Raw genomic sequence first — 23490 nt, 5'->3', positions numbered from 1 at the left:
CACCGGCGCAGAATTGCGCGCTAGCAAGGCATCCAGAGGAGAGTTTATGCGTAAATGGATTGCGCGGGCCGGGTTTACCGCGCTCGCACTGGCTTTGGTCGTCGTGGTCGGATTGATGACGTGGGAGCCATTTTTTGCCTACACCGCTGATGCTCCGGAAAAGAAGCAATACAGCGCCGAGATCATTCGCGATAAATTTGGCGTGCCCAAGATTTACGGCAAGACCGATGCCGATGTCGCCTTTGGTGTGGCGATTGCGCAGGCAGAGGATGACTTCTTCACGCTGCAGGATGTCGCGGCGATGTCGCGCGGGCGCTACGGCGCGATTGCGGGTGAGGAAGGCGCGCAGTTCGACTTTGCCTATCACCTGCTCGATGCGCGCGGCACGGCGGACCGGCATTATGACGCCCTGCCAGCGGACACTCGCGCCCTGTTTGATGCCTATGCCACCGGTCTCAACCAATATGCGGCGGAAAATCCGGACGAGCTGAAACTTGCAAACCTCTTCCCCATGAACGGCAAAGATGTAGCCGCCGGATTTGCCCTGCGCCAGCCGTTTTTCTTTGGGCTTAGCAATGTGATCGGGCCGCTGGTGGCAGGCGATGAGCTGCGCCGCGAGTTTGGCCCGGACATTCCGGGCTTCCCGCGCGCGGTCCTTCCAAGCCATGATGCGCCAGGGGAAACGGTGGATGAGAGCGAACAAGCCTCTTACCGCCCTCACCCCTTACCCGCTGCGGGCGATGATGCGGGATTGCTCGGGTCGAACGCCTTTGCCGTAACGCCGGAAAAATCGGGCGGGCCGACGACGCTGATTTCCAATTCGCACCAGCCGCTGCGCGGCGGGGTCGCGTGGTACGAGCTGACAGTCGAGAGCGAGGAAGGCTGGCATTTCACCGGGGCGAACTTCCCCGGATCGCCCTTCCCCTTCCTCGGTCACAACCGCCACCTTGGCTGGACCAACACGGTCAACCGCCCGGATATGACGGATATCTATGAGCTAACTTTGGATGAGAGAGGCACGCGGTACGAGCTCGACGGTGAATGGCGCGATCTGGAAAGCAAGACCGTGACGCTGCCGGTGAAGCTTGGCCCGATCACCCTGCCCGTGCGCCGCACCGTGCATCGCAGCGTCCACGGCCCGGTCATCATCAATGACAAGGGCGCGTTCGCGATCCGTTATGGCGCGATGGACAGCCTCGATCAGCTCGATGCCTATTACCGCCTCAACAAGGCGTCGAGCCTGGAGGAATGGCAGACGCAAATGGCGCGGATGGACATTCCCAGCACCAATTTCATCTATGCCGATAAGGCGGGCAATATCGCCTATGTCTACAATGCGGCGATCCCGGACCGGCCAGAACTAGACGAGGTGCAGGCCAATTGGCGCGGCGTGCTGCCCGGCAATCGCAGCGATCTGATCTGGGAGGGGGCGGTGAGCTATGAAGAGCTGCCTAAGCTGATCAATCCGGAGAGCGGATGGCTGTATAATTCTAATAACGAGCCCTTCACTGCGGCGGGCGCTGGCAGCGACCTCGACCCGGCGGATTTCTCACCCGTGCTCGGCATTGAGCGCAAGCAGACCAATCGCTCCCGCCGAGCGTGGATGCTCTTGTCAGAGGCGGACGTTCTCGACCGAGCAAACCTGGAGCGGATCAAATACGACGTGACCTATGAGCGCGCGGGCTATGTCGCGGATTTGTGGGATGCCGTAGAGGCACTCGATCCAGCGGGAGACGCTGACCTTGCCGAGGCGCGCGATCTGCTGCTCAGCTGGGACTTCACCGCCGACAGCGAAGGCCCGGCCGACGCGCTCGCCCTGCTGATGATCCGCGAATATATGTCGGCGGAATATCAGAACAAAAACGACGCGCCCGACACGCGCGAATTCCTGCTGGAGAAGCGCACGCATCTGATGGAGCACTTTGGCCGGATCGACCCGCCCATGTCAGAGCTGCTGCGGCTGCGCCAAGGGGATGTTGACCTGCCGCTCGATGGCGGGTCCGACACATTGCGCGCCTCCACCACCTGGCAGGTTGATGAGGACGGCCGTTTATCGCTGGTCCACGGCGACAGCTTTATCCAATGGGTTGAGTGGCCGGTCGATGGCGGGCGGGTGTTTTCCCGCTCGATCCAACCGTTCGGCGCGGCCATTTCCCGGCCAGACAGCCCGCATTACACCGATCAGATGCAATTGTTCGTCGATCACCAGTTGAAGTCGGTTTATTTCTGGCGCGACGACGTGATCGCCAACGCCGCGCGGCGATATACCGTTAGCAATTGAGCGCAATCATGCTTATTTGCTGAATATTCAAAACGATCAGGCCCAAACCAACAGGCCAATTTCAAGCACAGCTTCTTTGGGGACTATTATGCTTTCGCGTTTCACCACCACATTTACCGCCGTCGGTCTCGCGCTTGCTGCGAGTGCAGCGACGCCTGCTCTCGCGGATGATCATGCCGCAGCCTCTGAGGCGACCAGCGATCTCAGTGATCTGGTTTCCCAAGTTGCCATTCCGTTTCAGGAATTTGAGCTTGAAAACGGGCTGACCGTGATCGTTCACGAAGACCGCAAAGCGCCGGTCGTTGGCGTTGCTGTGTGGTACAATGTCGGCTCCAAGGATGAGCCAAAGGGCCAGACCGGCTTTGCCCACCTGTTTGAACACCTGATGTTCAACGGCTCTGAAAACGCGCCCAACGACTATTTCCAATATCTGCAGGAAATGGGCGCGACCGATTACAACGGCACGACCAATTTCGACCGCACCAATTATTTCCAAACCGTGCCCCGCCCCGCGCTCGAACGCGCGCTTTGGCTGGAAAGCGACCGGATGGGCTATCTGCTCGGCGCGGTGACGCAGGCGAAGCTCGATAACCAGCGCGGCGTGGTGCAAAACGAGAAGCGTCAGGGCGACAACCAACCCGGCGGCCTCGTGTTCTATGAGATTCTCGACAAGATGTTCCCAGAGGGCCATCCCTATAGCCACTCTGTAATCGGCTCGATGGCTGATCTGGATGCGGCCAGCATGGACGACGTGCGCAATTGGTTCCGCGACAAATACGGCCCCAACAATGCGACCCTGGTGCTGGCTGGCGATATCTCCGCCGCCGAAGCGCGTCCGATGGTCGAGAAATGGTTTGGCCCGATCGCACGCGGTCCGGTCAACAATCCAGCCGAAGCCGATGTGCCGATGCTGGAAGAAGACGTGCGCACCGTCATGAAGGACAAGGTCGCCGCGACCAGCGTCAGCAAATATTGGGCGGTCCCCGGGATCACCTCTGACGAGCTGACCGCGCTCAACGTAGGCGCCAGCGTCTTTGGCGGATTGTCCTCCAGCCGCCTCGATGAAATCCTGGTGCGCGAAGAGCAATTGGCCGTCGGCGTATCGGCGGGCAATTTCGATTTCCAACGCGTCGGCATCCTCACCGTCAGCGCCACTCTGCGCCCAGGCGTTGAGCTCGCCACGCTGGAAGCACGCCTTGATGAGCTGATCGCGGAGTATATCGCCGAAGGTCCGAACGAAGACGAAGTCCGCCGCGCAGCAACCAGCTCTTTGGCTGGCACCATTCGCGGGCTTGAGCAGGTTGGCGGCTTTGGCGGCAAAGCGGTGACGCTCGCCCGCGGCGAAGTGCTCGCCAGCGATCCGGCGTTCTATCGCAACCAGCTGGAGGTTCTCGCCACTCTGACCCCTGCCGACGTTAAGGCAGCGATGCAGCGCTGGATGACGCGCCCTGCCCTTACCCTGGTGCTAGAGCCGGGTGAGCGCGACGCGACCTATGAAGAGGCAGCCTCCGTAGAAGCTGCCGAGGCTCCAGCAGAAGAAGCACCCGCTGATGACACTTTGACCGTTTCGGTTGAGCGCCCAGCGCCGCCGATCGACACCGTGGCAGAGCTCGATTTCCCCGATGTACAGCGCGCGACCTTGGCCAATGGCATGCAGGTCACTTACGCCAAGCGTGACGCGGTCCCTGCGACCTATGTCACTCTGTCCTTCAATGCCGGTGGGTCATCTGACCCAGCGGGCAAAGACGGGCTAGCTGGCCTGACGCTTGGCCTGTTTGACGAAGGCACAGCGGCAATGTCCTCGCAAGACATCGCAGAGGCGCGTGAGCGTCTGGGCGTCAACATCTCCAGCAACACCAGCGCAGATCGCTCCACCTTCCAGCTTTCCGCGCTTTCAGCAAACCTCACCCCGTCGCTCGACCTGATGTCGAAGATCATCCGCGAACCAGCGTTTGAAGTGAGCGAGCTGGAGCGTGTCCGCGCTCAAGCCATCACCGGTATCAAGCAGCAAATGAACTCGCCGCAAGGCGTGGCCGTGCGCGCGATTGGCCCGGAAGTGTTCGGCGCTGACAATCCATACGGCAACACCAGCACGGTTGAGAGCGTTAGCGCGATCACTCGCGATGATCTGGTCGCGTTCAAGGACAGCTGGATCCGCCCGGACAATGGCGAAGTCTTCGTCATCTCTGATCGTCCACTGGATGAAATCGTCACCTCGCTCAACGCCGTGTTTGGCGACTGGACCGCTCCGGCGGCTGCCAAGGGCGCCAAGAACTTTGGCGACGTTGACGAGGCCGAGGGCAATCGCATCATCCTGATCAACCGTCCAAACTCACCGCAAAGCTTCATCCTGGGGGCTCAACTGACCCCGCTCGATGCGAGCGATCCGGCCTATGTCGACTTCACCAATGCCAACAATTCTCTCGGCGGCAATTTCCTCGCCCGGCTGAACATGAACCTGCGGGAGACCAAGGGTTGGAGCTATGGCGTGCGCGGCGGAGCGCAGGCGCGTGAGAACGCGGTTGTCTATCAGATCTCTGGCGGGGTTCAGGCCGATCGCACCGGCGATTCAGTGGCAGAGATGATCCGCGAGACCACTGAGTTCCTCACCGCCAGCGGCGTGACCGACGAAGAGCTTGCTCGCAATGTCGCCGCCGAAGTCGGCGAGCTGCCCGGCCGGTTTGAAACTTCTGGCGCAGTCCTGCGCGCATTGCAGACCAATGCCCAGTTTGGCCGCCCGGACAATTACTATGAGACATTGGTAGAACGCTATCGCGGCCAGACGAAAGAAAGCCTGGACGCCGCCGCACGCGCCGCGATCAGCGCTGACAAATTCGTTTGGGTTGTGGTTGGCGATGCCAGCGTCGTTCAAAGCCAGCTGGAACAGCTCGGGATGCCTGTTGAGGTGCGCGAGCTGCCGTCAGCCGAATAATCGCATGAGGTTATGTTCAGCCACTAAGCCGCTCTGGCGATAGTGGTTGAACACTACTGACACGCGTGTAAATGAGGATGCCAGAGTTTCTGAGCACCCCGCTCAGTCAAGACCAACGGAGAATATTATGTCACTTTCAGGTAGCTATACCACCACCGTTAAAAGCCCAATGGGCGACCAAGCCAAGCACGTTCACCATCGTCGACAATGGCGACGGCACTTTCACCGGCAACATGGCCGACGGCATGGGTTCGATGGATGTCGAAAACGGCAAGGTCGACGGCAACACGCTGACCTGGGAAATGAACATGACTGTTCCAATGCCAATGAAGCTTGAGTGCGAAGCCACCATCGAAGGCGACACACTGGCTGGCAACGTCAACGCAGGCGCTTTCGGCGCAATGCCAGTGACCGGCACCAAAGCTGCCTAAGCCACTCGCATCATAGCGAATACGAGGGGTCGTCGGAGCAATCCGGCGGCCCTTTTGTTTTGGGCGATTGATTTGCGAAGGAGCCGCACAAAAATTGTCGGATATCGACAATCTTGCCCGCCCGTGATGCGCTACACCCTGCTCATGGGCGGCGATGCCGCAAGCAGGGAGGTCAGGCGTTCATGCTTATCAAGTTCGCATATCGTATCGCAGCGATCCTATCGAAAATTTCGCCGGGGATCGCGCGCTGGATCAATGGCTTTGCAATTGGCTGAGCTGGTCAAGAAAACGCGCAGCCGCCCGCATCCCTGGAGCACGCTGAGCGAGCATGTCAGCTGGCGCGGCCTGACAGACCGCAGCTACAGCGCGCGGCATCTGCCCGCTGCGACCATTCCCGATCTGCCGGATAGCGCCCGGGTCGCCGATCTCTTCCGCGTACCCGGTGGTGAGGCGCAGCGGCTGTGCCCCAAATCCACCTGCCTGTTTCCGGCCTTCGCGCAATATCTCACCGATGGTTTCATCCGCACGATGATCTCCAACAATTTCGCCACGGGTGAGAGCTTTGAAGACCGCGCGCGCAACACCTCTAACCACGAGATTGACCTGTGCCCGCTCTATGGCCGCACTCAATTGCAGGTCCACGCCTTGCGCACCCTCTCCGAAGAGCCGAGCAAGCGCGGCAAATTGAAATCCGAGATCGTGAACGGAGAAGAATACCCGCTGCGCCTGTTCCAGCCCGGCGGAATGACGTTCAACCCGGAATTTGTCGGCGAAGATGGTGAGCCGCTGCTCGATACCCCGCTGGGAATTGATCACACCACGCCGGAAATGCGCGAGACCCTGTTCGCGGTCGGCGGTGACCGCGCCAATGCCGCGCCGCAAGTGACCATGCTCAACACGCTTTTCCTGCGCGAGCACAACCGGCTCGCCGATGTGATCGCCAGCAGTCATCCCGATTGGAACGACGGCCGGGTGTTTGACGCCGCGCGTGCCTGCAACACCGTCATCTTCATCAAGATCGTGGTTGAGGAATATATCAATCACATCAACTCGACCCCGCTGATGCTAAAGGCCGATCCCTCCGCCGCGTGGAAGGCGGAATGGAACAAACCAAACTGGATCAGCGCCGAATTCAGCCTGCTCTATCGCTGGCATTCGCTGATCCCGCAGACGATGGTCTGGGCGGGAGAGACATTGCCCGGCGGTGCCCTAAGGCTCAACAATGCCGCGGTACTTGAACACGGGCTCGCAAGCGCCTTTGCCGATATCAGCGCCAATCAAGCGACCGAGCTTGGCCTGCACAACACCGCGACTTTCCTAGTCGATGTGGAGGAAAGCGCGGTCAAGCAAGCGCGGCACAATGATATCGCGCCCTTCACCCGCTATCAGGCGGCCTTTGGCGAGACACCAGCGCGCAGCTTCGCCGACATCACCCCAGACCGCGCGCTGCAGAGCGAGTTGGAAAGCCTATATGGCAGCGTCGACCGGCTGGAGTTCTACACCGGCCTATTCGCTCAGCCGCGCACCAAAGACGGCCCGCTGCCATCGCTGCTGCAAACCATGGTGGCCGTGGATGCGTTCTCACAGGCGCTCACCAATCCGTTATTGTCAGAGCATATCTGGGGCGATCCGGCGGTCCAACGTGACACCTTCACCCCGCAAGGCATCGAGGCGATAGAAACGGCCTCAACCCTACGCGATGTCCTGATCCGCAATGCCGAAAGCCTAGGTGACCGCTTCGTCGGAATGACCCGCGAAGGCTGGAGACGCGGGGAGGAGTAGCTTTCGCTATCCGCCCTTCAGCAGCAGCGCCGGATACTCTGACACAAGAGGTCCAATAGCCAATAGCCGCTGCTTACTCACTCGCAGGCGCAGCGTCAGGCCCTTCTTCGGACCTTCGCGGCGCCCCCTCCGGCGCAATTGCACCTTCCGTTAAGCCCTGTTCGGGCTGCGCGCGCTCTTCCGCCTCAGTCGCAACGGCGAGTTTCTTCTCCTTAACATCAACAGCCTGGTCGAGATCATAGTCAAGCACACCCCCAATCGGCGGCATTCGATTGATCAACATGCCAAGCGTGTTAGGCAATCGGTTCACAGCGCGATACTCGGCGCGCAAAAGTGGAAAATCAGCGAGCTTTGATGGCACGGTGTCGACATCGGAGGCGGCCCGAACAGACATGATGTAAGGTAGCGCTTTGCGGCGAATATACTCCGGCGCCTCAAATGGTTTCAGTTCCGGAATGTCTGTCTTGCCATCTTCCGGCGCGACCAAAATTGCCCCTAAATCCGTTATCCCTCCGGCGTTTGCATCAAACCGGACAGAGCCCATGCACATGCACGTTCCGCCGGTGAAACCATCAATACCAGCGCCGAAAACAGTATATTCTCCGGGTGGCACCTCAACAACATAAGTGCGGCCCTCGTCATTCTTCTCAAACACTCGGCCACTATCTAAACGCACTAAGTTGCGAATGTCGGGATCGGTGAATGCGAAGGCCGCGGCTGGAAGCAATTCTTCATCACTAACACCCGGAGCGCCATCGCGCTTTCTACGCAAGCGTGCGCGCTCTTCTGCAAGAGCCTCGGCGCGATTTGCATCGAATCGAATCAGTTCCTCTTCGGTCAGACTCCGCAGGAAAAAGATATCGTATTTGCCTTCCACGACATCATACAAAATATAGGCTTTCCCAGATGCAGCGTCGGGCATGTCTTTCGATTTCAGTTGCCGAACATCTTGATCAGATGCGGCGACATGCACGGGCAAGGTAAGTGCGAGACTAGCTGCTAAAGCCAGCGCTAAATTTTTCATGGCACCAACCTCTCTTCATTTGGTGCTGTTCCTGTCGCTTTGGCTAGCAAGCGGGCACGCACCTCCTCAGTCTCTCCAGCGTTTAATTCGCCATAATCTTCCTTGCTGAGCTCGTAGCGCGCATACCCCTTAAAGCCGAAGCATTTGCGCAAATTTGTGCGTTCCATCGCACGGCGATCACCAGCGTCCATGAAGCCAACAATAATGGCGCCCGCCAAGCTGCCGACGCCGCCAGCAATACCGGCAGCCAGCGGGCTAAGCCCGGTACTGCCGCCATAAGGCACGGATGTGTAGGTCGGCGTATAGCCGTTCTTGCTGACTACCAGCCGCTCTGCAAAGCCATAGCATTCTATAATGTCTGCTCTTGCTTGATCTTGGCTCACACCGGCTTTGTGAAAGTAAAAATACTTCCAACTTGTCCCGTCATCAGGCCGACCTTCAGATGCATCCTGCGCCTGGGCTGCTCCCGGCAAAACGAAAGTCAGCGCAGCCGCGCTGTATAGAATATTCTTGAACATAACGCCCCCGTTTGCCCCATGTTGGATGCAAAACTAGCGGCAAAGGTTGGTATTGCAAGCGCTCATTACTTAGACCTTTAGGCCCTGAGTAAGCAGGTCTTGAAAGGCTGCCTATTCGTCCAATTTGCTCTTCAAAATCTGATTGACCACGCCGGGATTGGCTTTGCCCTGCATCGCCTTCATGGTTTGTCCCACGAAGAAGCCGAACAGCTTATCCTTGCCGCCCTTATATTGCTCAACCTTGTCCGCGTTATTCGCAAGGATTTCGTCGATGGCAGCTTCAATCGCGCCGGTATCGCTGACTTGCTTCAGGCCTTCGGTATCGGCAATTTCTGTCGGCTCGCGCCCGGTTTTCAGAACGATTTCATAGATCTCTTTCGCCTGACCGCCGCTGATCTCGCCCGCATCCTGCATCTTCAGGATCGCAGCCTGAGCCTCTGCGGTTGCGTGTTCAGCATTGGCCTCATCGCCCAGCATTTTCATCACGCCTGGCGCCACGGATAGCGTCCAGTTCGCAACTTGGGTGGCGACCTTTGCCTCTGGCTTGCCAATCGCGCCTGCGACCGCGCCCAGCAGCGTTTCAAAGCGCGCAAATGTCTCCACCTCGGCGGAAAGCTCACGCGCGTTATACGGCGTCAGGCCCAGCTCATCGGTGTAGCGCGTGCGTTTGGCATCGGGCAGTTCCGGCAGGCTGGCCCGGCATTCTTCGAGGAAGGAATCCTCCAGCTCTACCGGCAGGAGGTCGGGATCGGGGAAGTAGCGATAATCGTGCGCGTCTTCCTTGCTGCGCATGGTCCGCGTGGTGCCGGTGGCGACGTCGAATAGGCGGGTTTCCTGATCGACCGTGCCGCCGCCTTCGATCACATCGACTTGGCGGCTGGCCTCATATTCGATGACCTGCATGACAAAGCGGACGGAGTTCACATTCTTCGTCTCGGTCCGGGTGCCCAGCGGATCGCCGGGCTTGCGCACAGAGACATTGACGTCGGCCCGCATGGAGCCTTCCTCCATGTTGCCATCACAGCTGCCGACATAGCGCAGGATGCTGCGCAATTTGCGGACATAGGCACCAGCTTCCGCCGGGCTGCGCATGTCCGCCTTGGAGACGATTTCCATCAGGGCAACGCCGCTACGGTTGAGGTCAACATAGGACATAGTCGGGTGCTGATCATGCATCAGCTTGCCCGCGTCTTGCTCCACGTGGATGCGCTCAATCCCGATGACTTTGTCCTCTGGAATGCCCGCCTTCTCATCGGCTTCGACCAGCAGCTCGCCCTCGCCCACAATCGGGTGGTACAGCTGAGAGATCTGATAGCCTTGCGGTAGATCGGCATAGAAGTAATTCTTGCGGTCAAAGCGTGACCATTTGTTGATCTCAGCCTTGATCGCCATGCCGGTGCGCACGGCCTGACGGATGCATTCGGCATTGGGCACGGGCAGCATGCCGGGCATGGCCGCATCGACCAGGCTGACCTGCGTGTTCGGCTCTGCGCCAAACTCGGTCGAGGCCCCTGAAAAGAGCTTGGAATTGCTCGTCACCTGCGCGTGCACTTCGAGGCCGATTACGACCTCCCATTCGCCCGTTGCGCCCTGAATGCGGTAGTTACTCATCAATCCTCCGATGGCTCGTCAGCGGGCGACTTTGCCGATGACGAGTGCAAGAAAACCAGATTGCTCAAGCCGGGATAGCGGCTGAATTCTTCTACTTTGCGATAGCCGAGCTCCTCTAGCAATGCCATTGCTTTTGCGCGATGGCTTTCCTCGATTTCGGCGAAAATTGGCGGGGTGCAGCGCGCGAGGGTTTCGGCAAGGCCGGTTAGCACGGCGAGTTCGTGCCCTTCGGCGTCGATCTTGATGAAATCCACCTGCGTACCTGCCAGCACATTGTCGCCGCGTGCCAGAGTGATGCGTTGCGCCTCGCCTGTGTCTTTGGCCGCGTCGTCAATCCGCGCAGCGCCGAGATTGTTGGTGGTAAAGGCGAGCTGCGCCGCGCCGTCCTCATCCGATAGGCCAAGGGGGTGAACCGTGGTCTTTTCGGCGAGCCCATTGAGCGCCAGATTAACCTCGAGCAAAGCCTGCGCCTCTGGGTTGGGCTCAAACGCGATAATGCGATCCGCGCCAAGGGCTATGCCTGAAAACACAGCGTGATTGCCGACATTTGCGCCAACATCGACATAAGTTCCGCCGCTGAAATAGCGAGCAATGATTGCCAGCTCTTCCGGCTCGTAAAACCGCCCGCGCACGTGCTCTTTCTGGATCAGGTCACGCTCATTGCTGACGAAGAAGCGCGCGGAGTGTTCGCCGTGGGTGACCGGCGTGATGACGCCGCGCAGCTCACCTGACACTTGCTTGCCCCAACCGAGCGAGAACCCGGCATAGCCGCCGGTGCGCGCATTGGTCATCGGGCGAATGGTGAGGCCGCGCCTGCTCGCGGCGCCGCGCGCCTTGGCCAGTAGCTTGCGGATCATGCTGCGGCGTCCTCAATCAAGTGCTTCATCGCTTTTGCCCAAACGCTCCAATCCAGGCGTTCCTCACTATCACGCAAAGCCGCCGCCGACAGCGCCTGATAACGCGCGGGGTCATTGGCGAGCGCGGCGATTGTGTCGGCGAACTCCTGCGCGCCCGCATCCGGCGGCAAGAGCAACCCTGTTTCGCCGTGCTTCACCACCGTTTCCACTCCGCCGGTGGCATAGGAAACGCAAGGCAGAGCCATAGCCGCCGCCTCGGCGAAAACCATGCCCAGCGCCTCTGCACGGGTCGGCAGGACAAACAGATGCGCGCCCGCGAACAGCGCCTCCAGCTGAGCGGCCTCTTCAGGATTGCCCTTGTCGAGCCGCCCGTGGAAGCGGACATTGTCTGGCACAGGCCCGCGCGCGGCAGAGTCCTCCACCCCGACGATATCGAGCGTGCATTCGGCTCCTTGCTCGGAGAGCAGACGCGCCGTTTGCAATGCTATCTCACCACCCTTGCGATCCCACGCAATGCCCACGAATAGCAACTTTAGCGGGCCATCCGTCAGGGTGCGCACCTGAGGCGCATCCGGCTTGGCCATGTTCGGCCCCCAGGGCAGCACTGCGATCTTGGATGGATCAATTCCAAAATCTTGGCTCGCTGATGCCGCCGCCCATTCGGAGGGATAGGTGAGCCACCGCGCTTGCTCCATCGCGGCGCGCTCCATCGCGCTGAACCCGCTGCGCAACGATGGCCATAGGCGCTGCATCTCTGGGTAGTATCGGGTGAGCGCCGCGCTGGTCGCGTCGGAAATGAGGACTTGCCGGGTGTCCTCCCCCAGCATGCCCGCGAGGCCGGAGGAGGCGGTGGAGACATAGACATCTGCCCCGCTTTGGCGCAGCCGCCGCCGCGCAGGCGCGCTCGCCAGCCGGATCACCCAGCGCAGCATGCGAATGTCGATCCGCCCCCCGCTCAGCCGCAGGATCAGCCGCGCGAGCGGATGGAGGAAAAGTGGGAACGGGCGGCGCTCAACATAGGTGACATCGCAGACCTCGCGCAGCGCGCTCAGCGCATAAAAGGGCGTACCGGACCACAATTTGATGTCGAGCGGATCACCGCCTGCAAAAAATGCGACTTTGGGCGAGCGTGTGGGAGTGGCAGCGGGCTGCGCCGGGGTAGACGTAGGCTCAGGCATCCCCGCTCGTGTCAGTGCCCGCGTCTTTTTCGCCCGGTTCAATGCGCTTGGCGGGGGTCGGGTTCTCCGGCTGCCCGTCTACCCGGCCTGCAGGCTCATCAAAGGTCGAGACCTTGGGCAAAGTCTTGCCGCTCTCGCTGTCAAAGCGCGCTTCGCCGTGATCAATCGTCTTCGCCAGATACATGGCGAGGCCCGCCAGAAGGACAAACGCGACCAAGAACACCATGATGAATATGGCGGTGAAGGTCATCCTACCACCACTTCTCCGGTGCATGGTCGAACCCGGCGCGCTGCTGGATCGCGAGGCCCGCATTGAGCACAGTTTGCTCGTCATAGGCCTTGCCCACCAGTTGCAGCCCGAGCGGCAAGCCGTCGGAATTCAGCATTGCAGGCACGCTCATCGCGGGCAGGCCCGCCAGCGAGGCGGGCACAGCGAACACATCGTTCAGATACATCGTCAGCGGGTCAGCATCGAGCGAACCCAATGGGAAGCTGGCCGTTGGCGTGGTCGGCGCGAGGATCAGATCGCATTCGGCCCAAGCGTTCTCAAAGTCCTGCGCCACCAAAGCGCGGATTTTCTGCGCCTGATTGTAATAGGCATCGTAGAAGCCCGCTGAGAGCACATAGGTGCCGATCAGAATGCGGCGCTTCACCTCGTCGCCAAAGCCCGCCGCGCGGGTTTCGGCATACATATCCTGCAGGCCCGCCCCATCGGGCAGATCACGCAGGCCGTAGCGCACGCCGTCATAGCGCGCGAGGTTGGAAGACGCCTCTGCGGGCGCGATAATGTAATACGCAGGCAGCGCATATTTGGTGTGCGGAAGCGAGACGTCGACGATCTCTGCGCCGGCATCCTTCAGCCACGCCTTGCCCTGCTCCCAGCTGTCGAGGATCGCCTGATCGGTGCCCTCCATCCGGTATTCGCGCGGAATACCGACCTTCTTGCCCTTAAGGTCCGCCGACAGAGCCGCTTCCCAATTCGGCACATCAACCTTTAGCGAGGTCGAATCTTTCGGATCGAACCCGGCCATCGCGCCCAGCATGATGGCGCAATCTTCGACCGATCGCGCCATTGGCCCGGCCTGATCGAGCGAGGAGGCGAACGCCACCACGCCCCAGCGCGAGCAGCGGCCGTAGGTTGGCTTAATCCCGCAAATGCCGGTGAATGCGGCGGGCTGGCGGATTGAACCGCCAGTGTCTGTGCCGGTCGCAGCGGGCGCAATCCGCGCAGCAACCGCGCTGGACGAACCGCCGGAAGAACCACCGGGCGACATGGCAGCATTGGTCCCTTCCTTGCGCCAAGGCGAGGAGACATTGCCGAAAAAGCTGGTCTCATTCGAGCTGCCCATGGCGAACTGATCAAGGTTCAGCTTGCCCAGCATACCTGCGCCAGCGGCCCAGAGATTGCTGGAGACGGTGCTCTCGTAATGCGGGGTGAAGCCTTCCAGAATGTGGCTCGCCGCGGTGGTTTGCACGCCCTTGGTCGCGAACAAATCCTTCATGCCAATCGGCACACCGCCCATCGCGCCCAGCTCTTCGCCCTTGGCGCGTTTCGCGTCCGTAGCGTCGGCGGCGGCCAGCGCATGGTCAGGCGTCGCGACGATAAAGGTGTTAAGCGCGCTCGCCTCTGCGACGGCGGCGTTAAAGCCTTCCGCCACTTCGCGGGCGGTAAAATCGCCCTTGGCCACGCCATCGCGGATGGCCTTGATCCCGAGATTGGTAAGTTCAGTCATAATCCGTGAGTCCCCGCGAAGGCGGGGATCTCAATCCGCACGCGCTCCGCCAGATAGAAAGAGGTCCCCGCCTGCGCGGGGACTCGCAAGTGTCGAAACACCGTCATTCGATTACCTTAGGCACGCCGAAAAAGCCGTGCTCTGCCGCTGGCGCATTGGCCAGCACATCATCGCGCCGCCCGCCTGCGGTCTTGGGATCAGCATCAATCACGTCTTCACGCAGGCGCAGGGCATTGGGGATGACCGCGCTCATTGGCTCAACGCCGCTGGTGTCCACTTCGCCCAGCTGCTCAACCCAATCGAGGATATTGCTAAGCTCGGGCGCCATACGCTCCAGCTCCTCATCGCCCATTTTAATCCGGGCGAGCTTCGCGATCTTTTCAACGGTGGCTTTATCGACCGACATAATGATTGCGTCCTTCTGGCGATTATTGACCCGGCTGCGGCGGTTGCGGCGCGCCTTCTGGTGGCGGACCACCGGGGCCGCCCGGACCGCCCAGCCCCGCTGCGCCCATGGCTTGCTGCAGAATGCCGAGTTTACGCTGGAATTCTTCCTCCGTCATGAAGTCGACCATCTCAACTTCAAACAGCAGGTCCGCGCCCGCTGGGATCGGCGCGTTAGGCGGCGGCGCATCGCCGTATGCCTGATCGGCCGGAATAAAGAGCTCGTATTGGCCGCCGCGCTGCATTTGCACCGCGCCATCACGGAAACCGGGCAGCATTTGGCCGAGTGGTAGCGGATTGCCGTCCGGGAAGATGCCTTCGACCGGCAGCGGGATATCCTGAGATTCGTCAAACACCTCGCCTGTGTCAGCAAGCTTGCCCTTATACTTCACGAACACGACGTCTTCCGGCCCCGGCATTTCGCCCGTGCCTTCTACGATAGTGTCGAGCGAGAGGCCCTTTGGCATAGCCGACCATGCAATCGCACCGCCGATAAGAATGGCAATCAGCACGCCAAGCCACAGCTTGGTCAGCGAGCCCTTGGCAATCGGTTGCAACGGAACGCGAGTAACTTCGGCCATGTATCAATCCTGATATAAAGGTGGCGCCAAACAAAAGGGCGCGGAATGAACCCGCGCCCTGATGGCTTATCATGTTGGTGCATTCAAGCGAATATCGCTCGAAAAACGGACGGCTTACTTGATGCCGTCGCGTTCCATACGCTTACGCTCAAGCTTGCGCGCGCGGCGCACAGCAGCGGCCTTTTCACGGGCGCGCTTCTCGCTTGGCTTTTCGTAGTGACGACGCAATTTCATTTCGCGATACACGCCTTCACGCTGCAGCTTCTTCTTGAGCGCGCGCAGGGCTTGATCAACATTGTTATCGCGAACCATGATTTGCATAAAGCGAAACTACCTTCTCAAATTCAATCGGGCCCGCACAATTTCGCGCGGGGAGCACCATCTATAGAAACAACGAAAATTGCGCCGAATCCATGCGGAACGGCTAAATCTGAGTCGCGCCTAGTGGATTTGCGGCCCTATGGCAAGTTTTTGTGCGGGGGCGATGAGGTAAGTTTAGCCCGCCCGATCATAGGCCTCGCGCAGCCACGCCTTCACCTCATCATCAAAATCGCCTGAGCTTTCCAGCCGCACGCGGTGGCTGCACATGGCGTTATAGCTCTCCAGCCGCCCAGCCGGTTCATCGCCTTTCAGCGCTAACCCTAGGTCAATCCGGGTCTTGGTCGCTGCAGCGTGATCAGCGCAAATTGCTTGGCCCGGCGCAGGCTAACGCTCGATTTTTTGGGTGCGACTTCAACATCCCCGCCCAGCGCATTGGCATAGAGCACAATCATATCGTGAATGCTCCGCAGCCCCGCTTTGCCGCCGGAATATTGCTCCGCGACAAGGTCCACCTCTTCGCCGGTTTCCTTCGATTTCGCGACCAGCAGATTGGCAAAGCCATGCGAGACACCGTGATCGTTTTTGAGCAGGCTCATGATCTCGCCATGCTTGGTGAGGCCAGAGCCATTGATGATATCGATCCAATCCTGCAGCGACTTGCCGGTCTTTTCAGGAATGTTGGCGATCATCGTCGCGAGCTGCTGATCTGGCGTTGCCATATGTGTTCTCCCCTCCAGAGGCCGAGCAGAGTAGCAAACTTGCAGCGAAGAATAAAATTGCGCCTGCTGGCATTGCGCAGATGACGAATGCGGCCGCCCCGTCTAAGAGCCTCGCAATGTCTGCCACACTTTCTCCTTTCATGGCCACGTCCACGGTTGCGCTTGGCGGCGCTGTGGGCGCTGCGTGCCGCTATCAATTGGGCCGCGGCTTTGCGCATTTCGCTGGCGCGCCCGGCACGTTTCCGTGGGCGACGTTGACCGCCAATGTGCTGGGCAGCTTGGCGATGGGCGTGCTGTTCGGCTGGCTGGCGGCGCGCGGCGGGGCGAGTGAGGGTATGCGTTTGCTGCTGGGTGTCGGCCTGCTCGGCGGGTTCACCACGTTCAGCGCGTTTAGCCTGGAAATGCTGCAGATGATTGAGCGCGGACAGGCGGGTCTTGCGATCGGCTATGCGCTGATCTCTGTTTTGGCGGGCGTCGCGGCGCTTTATGCGGGCCTTATCATTATGCGGGGTGCAGCATGAGCAATTCTGACGCAGAAAACGGCACTGGCGCGGACAAGAACGTGCGCCAGTTCACCGTTGGCGAGGATGACGACGGGATCCGCCTCGACCGCTGGTTTAAGCGCAATTTGCCGCAGATCGGCTTTGCTACTGTCTCGCGCTGGGCCCGCACCGGGCAAATCCGGGTGGATGGCAAGCGCGCGAAGCCTGAGGACCGGCTAAGCGAGGGGCAAATGCTGCGCGTGCCGCCGGGCGGCGAGCAGAAAGAGCGCGGACCGCGCCAGCGCCGCGAGCTGACCGAGGAAGAAATCCAAGAAGCGCGCGATATGGTGATCCGCGAGACCAAGACTGCGATTGTCTTTAACAAGCCGCCGGGCCTCGCGACCCAAGGCGGCAGCAAGACGCACAAGCATATCGACGGCTTGCTCGACGCGTTTGTGCCCGCAGAGGGCGAGTACAACGCCGGGGTGCGCCCGCGCCTGGTCCACCGGCTCGATAAAGACACCTCTGGCGTGCTGCTGGTCGCCCGTACTCCGGGCGCAGCGGCAAGCTATTCCAAGCGGTTTTCCGGGCGCAGCGCGCGCAAGGTTTACTGGGCACTGGTGGTCGGCATTCCAGAAGTTTCGCAAGGCACCATCGACGCGCCGCTCGCTAAGCAGCCCGGCTCTGGCGGGGAGAAAATGCATGTCGACGAGGAAGACGGCCAACCGGCCAAGACCCGTTACCGAGTCGTGGAGCGGGCCGGCAATCGCACCGCCTGGGTTGAGCTGGAGCCGCTGACCGGGCGCACGCACCAGCTGCGCGTGCATATGGCCGCGATTGGCAATCCGATTGTGGGCGACGGCAAATATGGCGGGCAGGATGCGTTTCTGACCGGCGCGATCAGCCGCAAGATGCACCTGCACGCGCGCCGCCTGATCATCTCAGAGCCAGGCCGCGGGACCACTGGCGACAAGAATGACAAGGGTAAGGCCACCGGCGGCGGACGCCTGGACGTGATCGCCGATCTGCCCGAGCATTTCGCCGCCAGCATGGAAGCGCTTGGCTTTGATGAAAACGCCAGCAATGCCGATCCAAACCTCGATCTCGCGCCAGAAAAGACCAAGGCGGAAAAGAAACAGGTCGCGCGCCAATACGCCAAGAAATACCGCAAGGAACGCCGGGGCGAACGCAAGACACGCACCGCTGGCACGCGCGGCAATACGGGCGGCGACCCGAAGAGCAAGAAGCGCAAACCGCTGAAGCGCTCTGGCAAACCCAATGGCAAACCCGCAGGTAAGCGCAAATGAGCGCTGGCGCAGGTAAGCTCGCCGTCTTCGACTGCGATGGCACTTTGGTCGATGGCCAGGCGGACATTTGCGACACGATGCAGCAGGCGTTCGAGCGCGCCAAGCTGACCCCGCCGCCGCGCAATGACGTGCGCCGGATCGTCGGCCTCAGCCTGCCGGTTGCGATCCGCAATCTCGTGCCCGGCATTCCCGATGACGATGTGAAGAACGTCGTCGAGTTTTACAAGAGCGCCTATTTCGCGCGCCGCCAAGAGGGTCTGCTGCATGAGCCGCTGTATGATGGGATTGCCGACCTGCTGGACCGCTTGCGCGATGACGGCTGGCAGCTAGCCGTGGCGACCGGCAAATCGGATCGCGGGCTCGAGGCGGTGCTGGCCGCGCACAATATTCGCGGGCATTTCGTCTCGCTGCAAACCGCCGACCGGCACCCGTCAAAGCCGCATCCCGCCATGCTGGAAGCCGCCGTCTTTGAAGCCGGCGCGCGTCCGCAGGACACAGTGATGATCGGCGACACCACTTTCGACATCATGATGGCCGCCGAGGCGAACGTCCGCAGCATTGGCGTCGCCTGGGGCTATCACGAGCCGCATGAGCTGACCGAGGCTGGCGCAGCGGGCATCGCGGCGGAGGTTAGCGAGCTGGAGGCGCTGCTATGACGGACCAGCCGCCGATCGATAAAGAACAACAAGCCAAACAGCGCGTCGCCATGATGAGCGGCGCGCGCTTCCTTGGCCTTGGCGCGGTTATGCTGGGCATTGCGATGACGCGCGGCGTGGTTGAGGGCTATCCCGATTGGCTTGGCTATGTGATCAGCGTGGCGGGACTGCTCACCTTTCTCTTCGGTCCCTATGCTTTGGTGCGCCATTGGAAGGGTCCGAAAGAGTGAAGCGGTTCTATAAGCAGGTTGCGGTAACCCAGCTGGATGATGGCGCGGGCTGGCAAGTGACGCTGGATGGCCGGGGCATCAAGACCGTTCGCGGCGCGCCTCAAACCGTGCCCAGCAAGGCGCTGGCTGAGACGATGGCGGCAGAATGGGCCGAGCAAGGCGAGAAGCTCGACACTGGCAAGTTCGTCTACCGCGATATGGCCGATTATGCGCTCGACGTGGTCGAGAGCACGCGCGGCGAGGTGATCGAAAAACTGCTGAATTACGGAGAAACCGACACTCTGTGTTACCGCGCCGACCCAGAGGACGCTTTGTTCGCGCGCCAGCAAGAGGTGTGGGAGCCGCTGCTCCAGCCTTTGGAAAAGGCGAGCGACTTCACCTTCACCCGGGTCAGCGGCATCGTTCACAGACCGCAAAGCGAGGCGGCGCTCGCCGCTCTGCGCGCCCGGATCGAAGGGCAAAGCGCGTTTGCGTTGGCGGGGCTCGAGGCGATGGCATCTTTGGCCTCCTCGCTGATCACCGCCATTCTGGCGAGCGAGCCGGGCGCGGATGCGGACAGCCTATGGGATGCAGTGTGCCTTGAGGAATTGTGGCAAGCCGAACTATGGGGCCGCGATGAAGAAGCGGAAGAACGCCGCGCCAAGCGCCGCACAGACTTCCTCGCCGCGCATCAATTTATCACTTTAGCGCGCGGCTGATTGCTCACTCTGGCTGAGTGGACGATGCACTTGCAGGATTGACCAATGTGTCCGCCAATTCCTGAGCCACACGGTTAGCCGCGCGGTTCAGCGCCTGCCCGACCGCTGCGGGTTCGGCGATCACGCCCTCCTCCACCGCCTCAAATCGGCGCGTGACGAACGCACTATCCTCAGCGCCCCGATCCCGCGAAATAATCGCGTCATAGCGCACCACCACGGCGGAGCGCGACGCGTCATAGCCGAACTCCCGCAAAGTCCCGCGAATGGCCACTTTCGCATCCAAAGGCGCATCATCTGTATCGAGCACCAGAACGCCGCCGCCAGCGCGCGAACGCAAGGTTTCGCCAACCAAGCGGCGGAACAGCCGCGCTGGTTTTTCGACCCAGAAGGCGTCTTGCAAATAGGCGACCTCAGTTTCGCTGACCCGCACCGGAATGCGGGTGACATCGAGGCGGGCTGGCACCTCTGGTGTCGCAACAAAGATCGCGTCATCGTTGACAATGGGCCCGCCTTGGCCAGCAGTCACTGACGCGGTCGGCGTCAGGGTTAGCAAGCTTTCCGGCGGCTCTGAGCCGAGGCTGACGCAGGCGGACAGGCTTATAGCCAGCGGCGCAATCACAGCCAGTTTTGCGGCCCTGAATGCGGCGGAACGGCCCGATGAACGGTTCATAGTGAGCGGCCCTCTCATGGCTCGTAATCCGGTAAAGTCTGGCCCTGCAAAAGGGCGCCTGCGCCCTGATTGTCGAGCTTTTCAGTGACATTGCGCAGCGCCCGGCTGGTCGCGCGCAGATCTTGCAGCGTCGCCTCAGCGCTAGGAATGGTGCTCTCGCGCAATTGCCGCGCGGCGGGCCGTGTGTCTTCCAATGTTTTCGCCAGCTCCGCCGCCGCCAGATTGGCCGAGGCGAGCGTGCCGCGCAGCTCTTTCGATAGCGCGGTGCCTTCTTGATTGATCAGGACATTGGTCGATTCGGTGATCTGCTCAAACGCATCGAGCGCCTCGCCCGCTTCGCGCAAGGCAACCTCAAGCTCGGTAAACGTGCCCTCCAGCCGCGGCGCGGCATTGGCAAGCTCACCCGATAAGCGATTGGTGTTGGCCAGAATACCAGAGATTTGTTCCTGATTTTCTGGACCAAGTATGGTGTTCAGCTGCTCCGTCAGCGTCGCCAAGCGTTCGAGCAGCAGGGGCGCGTTGGCGACAATCTCGCCAAAGCCGCCCCGGCCCGGCGGTATCACCGGCGCGCCTTCGGGGCATGCGGTCGTCTCACAAGTGATTGCGGGCGCATCCTTGCGCGCCCCATCCAGCAGAATGGTGGAGACGCCGGTAAAGCTGGCTTGAATGGTCGCCGCCGTCCCGACCAGGATCGGCACATCTTCCTTCACACGAATGCGGACACGCACAAATTCCGGGTCTTCGCGTGACAAGGCGATCTCGCGCACTTGGCCTACGGGAACACCCGCGTAGGAAACCTGGCTGCCATTGGCGAGGCCAGACACAGACTGGTTGTAGAAGATGTCATATTCGTTCTGTTCGCCCTGCCCCAGCCGCGCGATCCAGACGATAAACGCCGCCAGCGCCGCCAGCAGCACCAACGTCACAGCTCCTACCCAAAGGTGATTGGCCCGTGTTTCCATTGCCCTACCTATGCCTGTCCATCGCAGGACTTGTCTATGGACTTGTCCATCTGTCTATCCCTGCTCGCCGCGCTGATGCGTCGATAATGCGGCGCGCCCGCGCGGACCGTTAAAGTATTCAAGGATCCACGGATGCCCGGTTTCGATCAGTTCCGGGATCGTGCCCACGGCCACGACTTGCTTATCGGCCAGCACGGCGACCCGGTCACAAATCTCGTATAAAGTGTCGAGATCGTGGGTGATCAGAAAGACCGTGAGGCCAAGCGTTTCCTTCAATTCCTTGGTCAGGCTGTCGAAGGCCGCCGCGCCAATTGGATCGAGGCCAGCGGTCGGCTCATCAAGGAACAATAGCTCCGGATCGAGCGCGAGCGCACGGGCGAGGCCGAGCGCGTTTCTTCATTCCGCCAGACAGCTCTGATGGGAATTTGGCGATGGCGTCTTCGGGCAGACCGGACAATAGCACTTTGTAGCGCGCAATCTCGCGGCGCAGCTCGTCATCAATATCGGGGAAGAACTTCTTCAGCGGCACTTCGACGTTCTCACCCACGGTCAGCGTGGAGAACAACGCCCCGCCCTGAAACATAACGCCCCAGCGGCAGCGCACGCCGAGATCCTGATCAGGATCAATCCCGGTGATCTTGCGGCCAAACACCGAAATATCGCCAGCGGTGGGGATTTGCAGGCCGATGATCGAGCGCATCAACACCGATTTGCCAGTGCCGGACCCGCCGACCACGCCCAGGATCTCGCCCTCGCGAACCTCCAGCGACAGGTCGTCATGGACAGCGAAATCGCCGAACTTGTTCTCCAGCCCCTGAACCACAATCGGGGGATGGCCGCTGAAACGTGGGTGGAGCGTGTCTTCCATACTCACCCCCACCCAATTTCGGTGAAGAACACGGCGAAAAACGCATCGAGCACGATGACGGCAAAGATCGCGGAGACCACCGCCATGGTGGTGCGCAGGCCAACCTGCTCAGAATTCCCCTCAACCCGCATGCCGTGATAACAGCCCGCAAGACCGATGATCAGCCCGAACACCGGCGCCTTGATCAAGCCGACCCACAGGTCATAGGTCGGCACAACCTCCTGAATACGCTCAAGGAAGGTGAAGAACGGAATGCCGAGCGCGAACTGACCAACCACTGCGCCGCCGATGATCGCGACGATGGAGGCGTAAAAGCCCAGCAGCACCATCATAAATGTCGATGCGAGAATGCGCGGGATGACCAGCACCTCTGCCGGTGAAATGCCGATGGTGCGCATCGCGTCGACCTCTTCGGTTAGTTTCATCGTCCCGATCTGCGCGGCAAAGGCGCTGCCAGAGCGGCCCGCGACCATAATCGCGGTCATCAGCACGCCGAGCTCTCGCAGAGTAATGCGGCCGACGAGGTTCACGGTCAGCGCCTCTGCGCCAAATTGTTCGAGCTGCACTGCGCCCTGCTGAGCGATCACAATGCCGATGAGGAAGCTCATCAGGCCGATGATCGGCAGAGCGGACACGCCGACCAGCTCCATCTGATGCACCATCGCCTTCATCGGAAAACGGCTGGGGTGGCGCATCAGGCGGCCTGCAGCGATCAAGACCCGGCCAAGAAAGCCGACCACGCCGATGATCCCGGCGCGCATGTCGAACACCAACTCGCCCATTGCCTCGGGCACGCGCTTCCACACGGGCACACGCGGCGGTGTCATCGAGGCATCTGACCCGGCATTTTCAACCGCATCAAGCAGGCGCTTTGCGCGCGGACTGGCACCGGTGATTTCCGCCTCGTGCGTTGCCGCCAGACGGCACATCACCCAGGCGCCAATGGTGTCGATTTCCTCCACCCCGGACAGGTCAATCGCGGTGACTTCTTGCGAAAGAGCGCTGAGTTCCCGGTCGAGCGGGCCAACGGTGGATACGAGCAAGGGACCTTCGAGCGCCAATGCGATGCGCCCGGCCTCGTCCTCGGTCACAGAGAGTTGCGCGGCCCCGTCCATGGTTAAGGCTATGCGGACAAATCGCTGCGCAAACAAGCCTTGCTTGGGCCCAGCGCGCATCTCAGACGAAACTCTCCGTTGCGTCGCAGC

Annotated in this window: 23 protein-coding genes and 2 pseudogenes; 9 read left to right on the top strand and 16 right to left on the bottom strand. The window is 60.8% G+C overall.

Going from position 1 to position 23490, the window contains the following annotated elements; genetic code table 11:
* The first annotated feature begins 46 nt into the window (after positions 1–46).
* From AC0V6U_RS01270 to AC0V6U_RS01255, 4 genes and pseudogenes are all read left to right on the top strand, one after another.
* On the top strand, positions 47–2281 hold the full coding sequence (locus tag AC0V6U_RS01270) for an acylase (protein ID WP_472644423.1): 2235 nt from the start codon (positions 47–49) through the stop codon (positions 2279–2281).
* Between the two features lie 88 nt (positions 2282–2369).
* Positions 2370–5213: a M16 family metallopeptidase gene (locus tag AC0V6U_RS01265; RefSeq protein ID WP_472644422.1), complete on the top strand. Its 2844-nt coding sequence runs from the start codon at positions 2370–2372 to the stop codon at positions 5211–5213.
* Positions 5214–5340: 127 nt separating this feature from the next.
* Positions 5341–5644 (top strand): annotated as a pseudogene (locus tag AC0V6U_RS01260) (hypothetical protein).
* Between the two features lie 255 nt (positions 5645–5899).
* The gene (locus tag AC0V6U_RS01255; RefSeq protein WP_472644421.1) at positions 5900–7426 is read left to right on the top strand and encodes a peroxidase family protein; all 1527 of its coding nucleotides are present in this window, start codon (positions 5900–5902) and stop codon (positions 7424–7426) included.
* A 73-nt stretch (positions 7427–7499) separates the two neighbouring features.
* On the opposite strand, the gene AC0V6U_RS01250 is transcribed toward AC0V6U_RS01255, so the two are convergent.
* From AC0V6U_RS01250 to AC0V6U_RS01195, 12 genes are all read right to left on the bottom strand, one after another.
* Positions 7500–8450 (bottom strand): hypothetical protein, encoded by a 951-nt coding sequence (locus AC0V6U_RS01250; protein ID WP_472644420.1) that lies wholly within the window; start codon positions 8448–8450, stop codon positions 7500–7502.
* Entirely contained in the window at positions 8447–8968 is a 522-nt protein-coding gene (locus AC0V6U_RS01245) for a hypothetical protein (RefSeq protein WP_472644419.1), read from the bottom strand. Before AC0V6U_RS01245 ends, AC0V6U_RS01250 begins: the two co-directional genes overlap by 4 nt.
* 111 nt (positions 8969–9079) lie before the next feature.
* Positions 9080–10579: an Asp-tRNA(Asn)/Glu-tRNA(Gln) amidotransferase subunit GatB gene (gatB, locus tag AC0V6U_RS01240; RefSeq protein WP_472644418.1), complete on the bottom strand. Its 1500-nt coding sequence runs from the start codon at positions 10577–10579 to the stop codon at positions 9080–9082.
* A complete protein-coding gene (locus AC0V6U_RS01235; RefSeq protein ID WP_472644417.1) occupies positions 10579–11436 on the bottom strand; it encodes an FkbM family methyltransferase in 858 nt (285 codons plus the stop codon). Before AC0V6U_RS01235 ends, gatB begins: the two co-directional genes overlap by 1 nt.
* Complete coding sequence (locus AC0V6U_RS01230) at positions 11433–12614, bottom strand: glycosyltransferase family 4 protein (protein ID WP_472644416.1); 1182 nt, start codon at positions 12612–12614, stop codon at positions 11433–11435. Before AC0V6U_RS01230 ends, AC0V6U_RS01235 begins: the two co-directional genes overlap by 4 nt.
* A complete protein-coding gene (locus AC0V6U_RS01225; RefSeq protein ID WP_472644415.1) occupies positions 12607–12864 on the bottom strand; it encodes a hypothetical protein in 258 nt (85 codons plus the stop codon). The genes AC0V6U_RS01230 and AC0V6U_RS01225 overlap by 8 nt, the downstream gene beginning before the upstream one ends.
* Before the next feature lies 1 nt (position 12865).
* Entirely contained in the window at positions 12866–14347 is a 1482-nt protein-coding gene (gene gatA, locus AC0V6U_RS01220; protein ID WP_472644414.1) for an Asp-tRNA(Asn)/Glu-tRNA(Gln) amidotransferase subunit GatA, read from the bottom strand.
* 103 nt (positions 14348–14450) lie between these two features.
* The gene (gatC, locus tag AC0V6U_RS01215; RefSeq protein WP_472644413.1) at positions 14451–14753 is read right to left on the bottom strand and encodes an Asp-tRNA(Asn)/Glu-tRNA(Gln) amidotransferase subunit GatC; all 303 of its coding nucleotides are present in this window, start codon (positions 14751–14753) and stop codon (positions 14451–14453) included.
* A 22-nt stretch (positions 14754–14775) separates the two neighbouring features.
* Entirely contained in the window at positions 14776–15372 is a 597-nt protein-coding gene (locus tag AC0V6U_RS01210) for an FKBP-type peptidyl-prolyl cis-trans isomerase (protein WP_472644412.1), read from the bottom strand.
* Positions 15373–15486: 114 nt separating this feature from the next.
* Positions 15487–15693, bottom strand: coding sequence for a 30S ribosomal protein S21 (rpsU, locus tag AC0V6U_RS01205; protein ID WP_006834591.1), 207 nt, complete (start codon positions 15691–15693; stop codon positions 15487–15489).
* A gap of 174 nt (positions 15694–15867) precedes the next feature.
* Positions 15868–16005, bottom strand: a complete 138-nt coding sequence (locus tag AC0V6U_RS01200; protein ID WP_472645680.1) for a DUF5655 domain-containing protein — start codon at positions 16003–16005, stop codon at positions 15868–15870.
* Between the two features lie 8 nt (positions 16006–16013).
* Entirely contained in the window at positions 16014–16412 is a 399-nt protein-coding gene (locus tag AC0V6U_RS01195) for a DUF4287 domain-containing protein (RefSeq protein ID WP_472644411.1), read from the bottom strand.
* Positions 16413–16528: 116 nt separating this feature from the next.
* Here AC0V6U_RS01195 and crcB point away from each other — a divergent pair, with 116 nt between their 5' ends.
* From crcB to AC0V6U_RS01170, 5 genes are read left to right on the top strand one after another with little or no spacing between them, the layout of a single operon-like run.
* A complete protein-coding gene (gene crcB / locus AC0V6U_RS01190; RefSeq protein ID WP_486169344.1) occupies positions 16529–16933 on the top strand; it encodes a fluoride efflux transporter CrcB in 405 nt (134 codons plus the stop codon).
* Positions 16930–18201: an RluA family pseudouridine synthase gene (locus AC0V6U_RS01185; RefSeq protein WP_472644409.1), complete on the top strand. Its 1272-nt coding sequence runs from the start codon at positions 16930–16932 to the stop codon at positions 18199–18201. The genes crcB and AC0V6U_RS01185 overlap by 4 nt, the downstream gene beginning before the upstream one ends.
* Entirely contained in the window at positions 18198–18857 is a 660-nt protein-coding gene (locus tag AC0V6U_RS01180) for an HAD-IA family hydrolase (protein ID WP_472644408.1), read from the top strand. The genes AC0V6U_RS01185 and AC0V6U_RS01180 overlap by 4 nt, the downstream gene beginning before the upstream one ends.
* Entirely contained in the window at positions 18854–19087 is a 234-nt protein-coding gene (locus AC0V6U_RS01175) for a hypothetical protein (protein ID WP_472644407.1), read from the top strand. The genes AC0V6U_RS01180 and AC0V6U_RS01175 overlap by 4 nt, the downstream gene beginning before the upstream one ends.
* Positions 19084–19785 carry an ATP12 family chaperone protein gene (locus AC0V6U_RS01170; protein ID WP_472644406.1) on the top strand — a complete coding sequence of 234 codons (702 nt, stop codon included), beginning with the start codon at positions 19084–19086 and terminating at the stop codon, positions 19783–19785. The genes AC0V6U_RS01175 and AC0V6U_RS01170 overlap by 4 nt, the downstream gene beginning before the upstream one ends.
* A 4-nt stretch (positions 19786–19789) precedes the next feature.
* Here AC0V6U_RS01170 and AC0V6U_RS01165 read toward each other — a convergent pair whose 3' ends face one another.
* The 4 genes and pseudogenes from AC0V6U_RS01165 to AC0V6U_RS01150 form a co-directional block, all read right to left on the bottom strand.
* Positions 19790–20455 (bottom strand): ABC-type transport auxiliary lipoprotein family protein, encoded by a 666-nt coding sequence (locus tag AC0V6U_RS01165; RefSeq protein ID WP_486169343.1) that lies wholly within the window; start codon positions 20453–20455, stop codon positions 19790–19792.
* A gap of 14 nt (positions 20456–20469) precedes the next feature.
* Positions 20470–21417 (bottom strand): MlaD family protein, encoded by a 948-nt coding sequence (locus tag AC0V6U_RS01160; protein WP_472644404.1) that lies wholly within the window; start codon positions 21415–21417, stop codon positions 20470–20472.
* Between the two features lie 54 nt (positions 21418–21471).
* Positions 21472–22285: pseudogene (locus tag AC0V6U_RS01155) on the bottom strand (ABC transporter ATP-binding protein).
* A 2-nt stretch (positions 22286–22287) separates the two neighbouring features.
* Entirely contained in the window at positions 22288–23400 is a 1113-nt protein-coding gene (locus tag AC0V6U_RS01150) for an ABC transporter permease (RefSeq protein WP_472644403.1), read from the bottom strand.
* Positions 23401–23490 lie beyond the last annotated feature (90 nt).

This window comes from Erythrobacter sp. W36, assembly GCF_057364935.1.
This window is presented reverse-complemented; position numbering and strand designations above follow the sequence as displayed.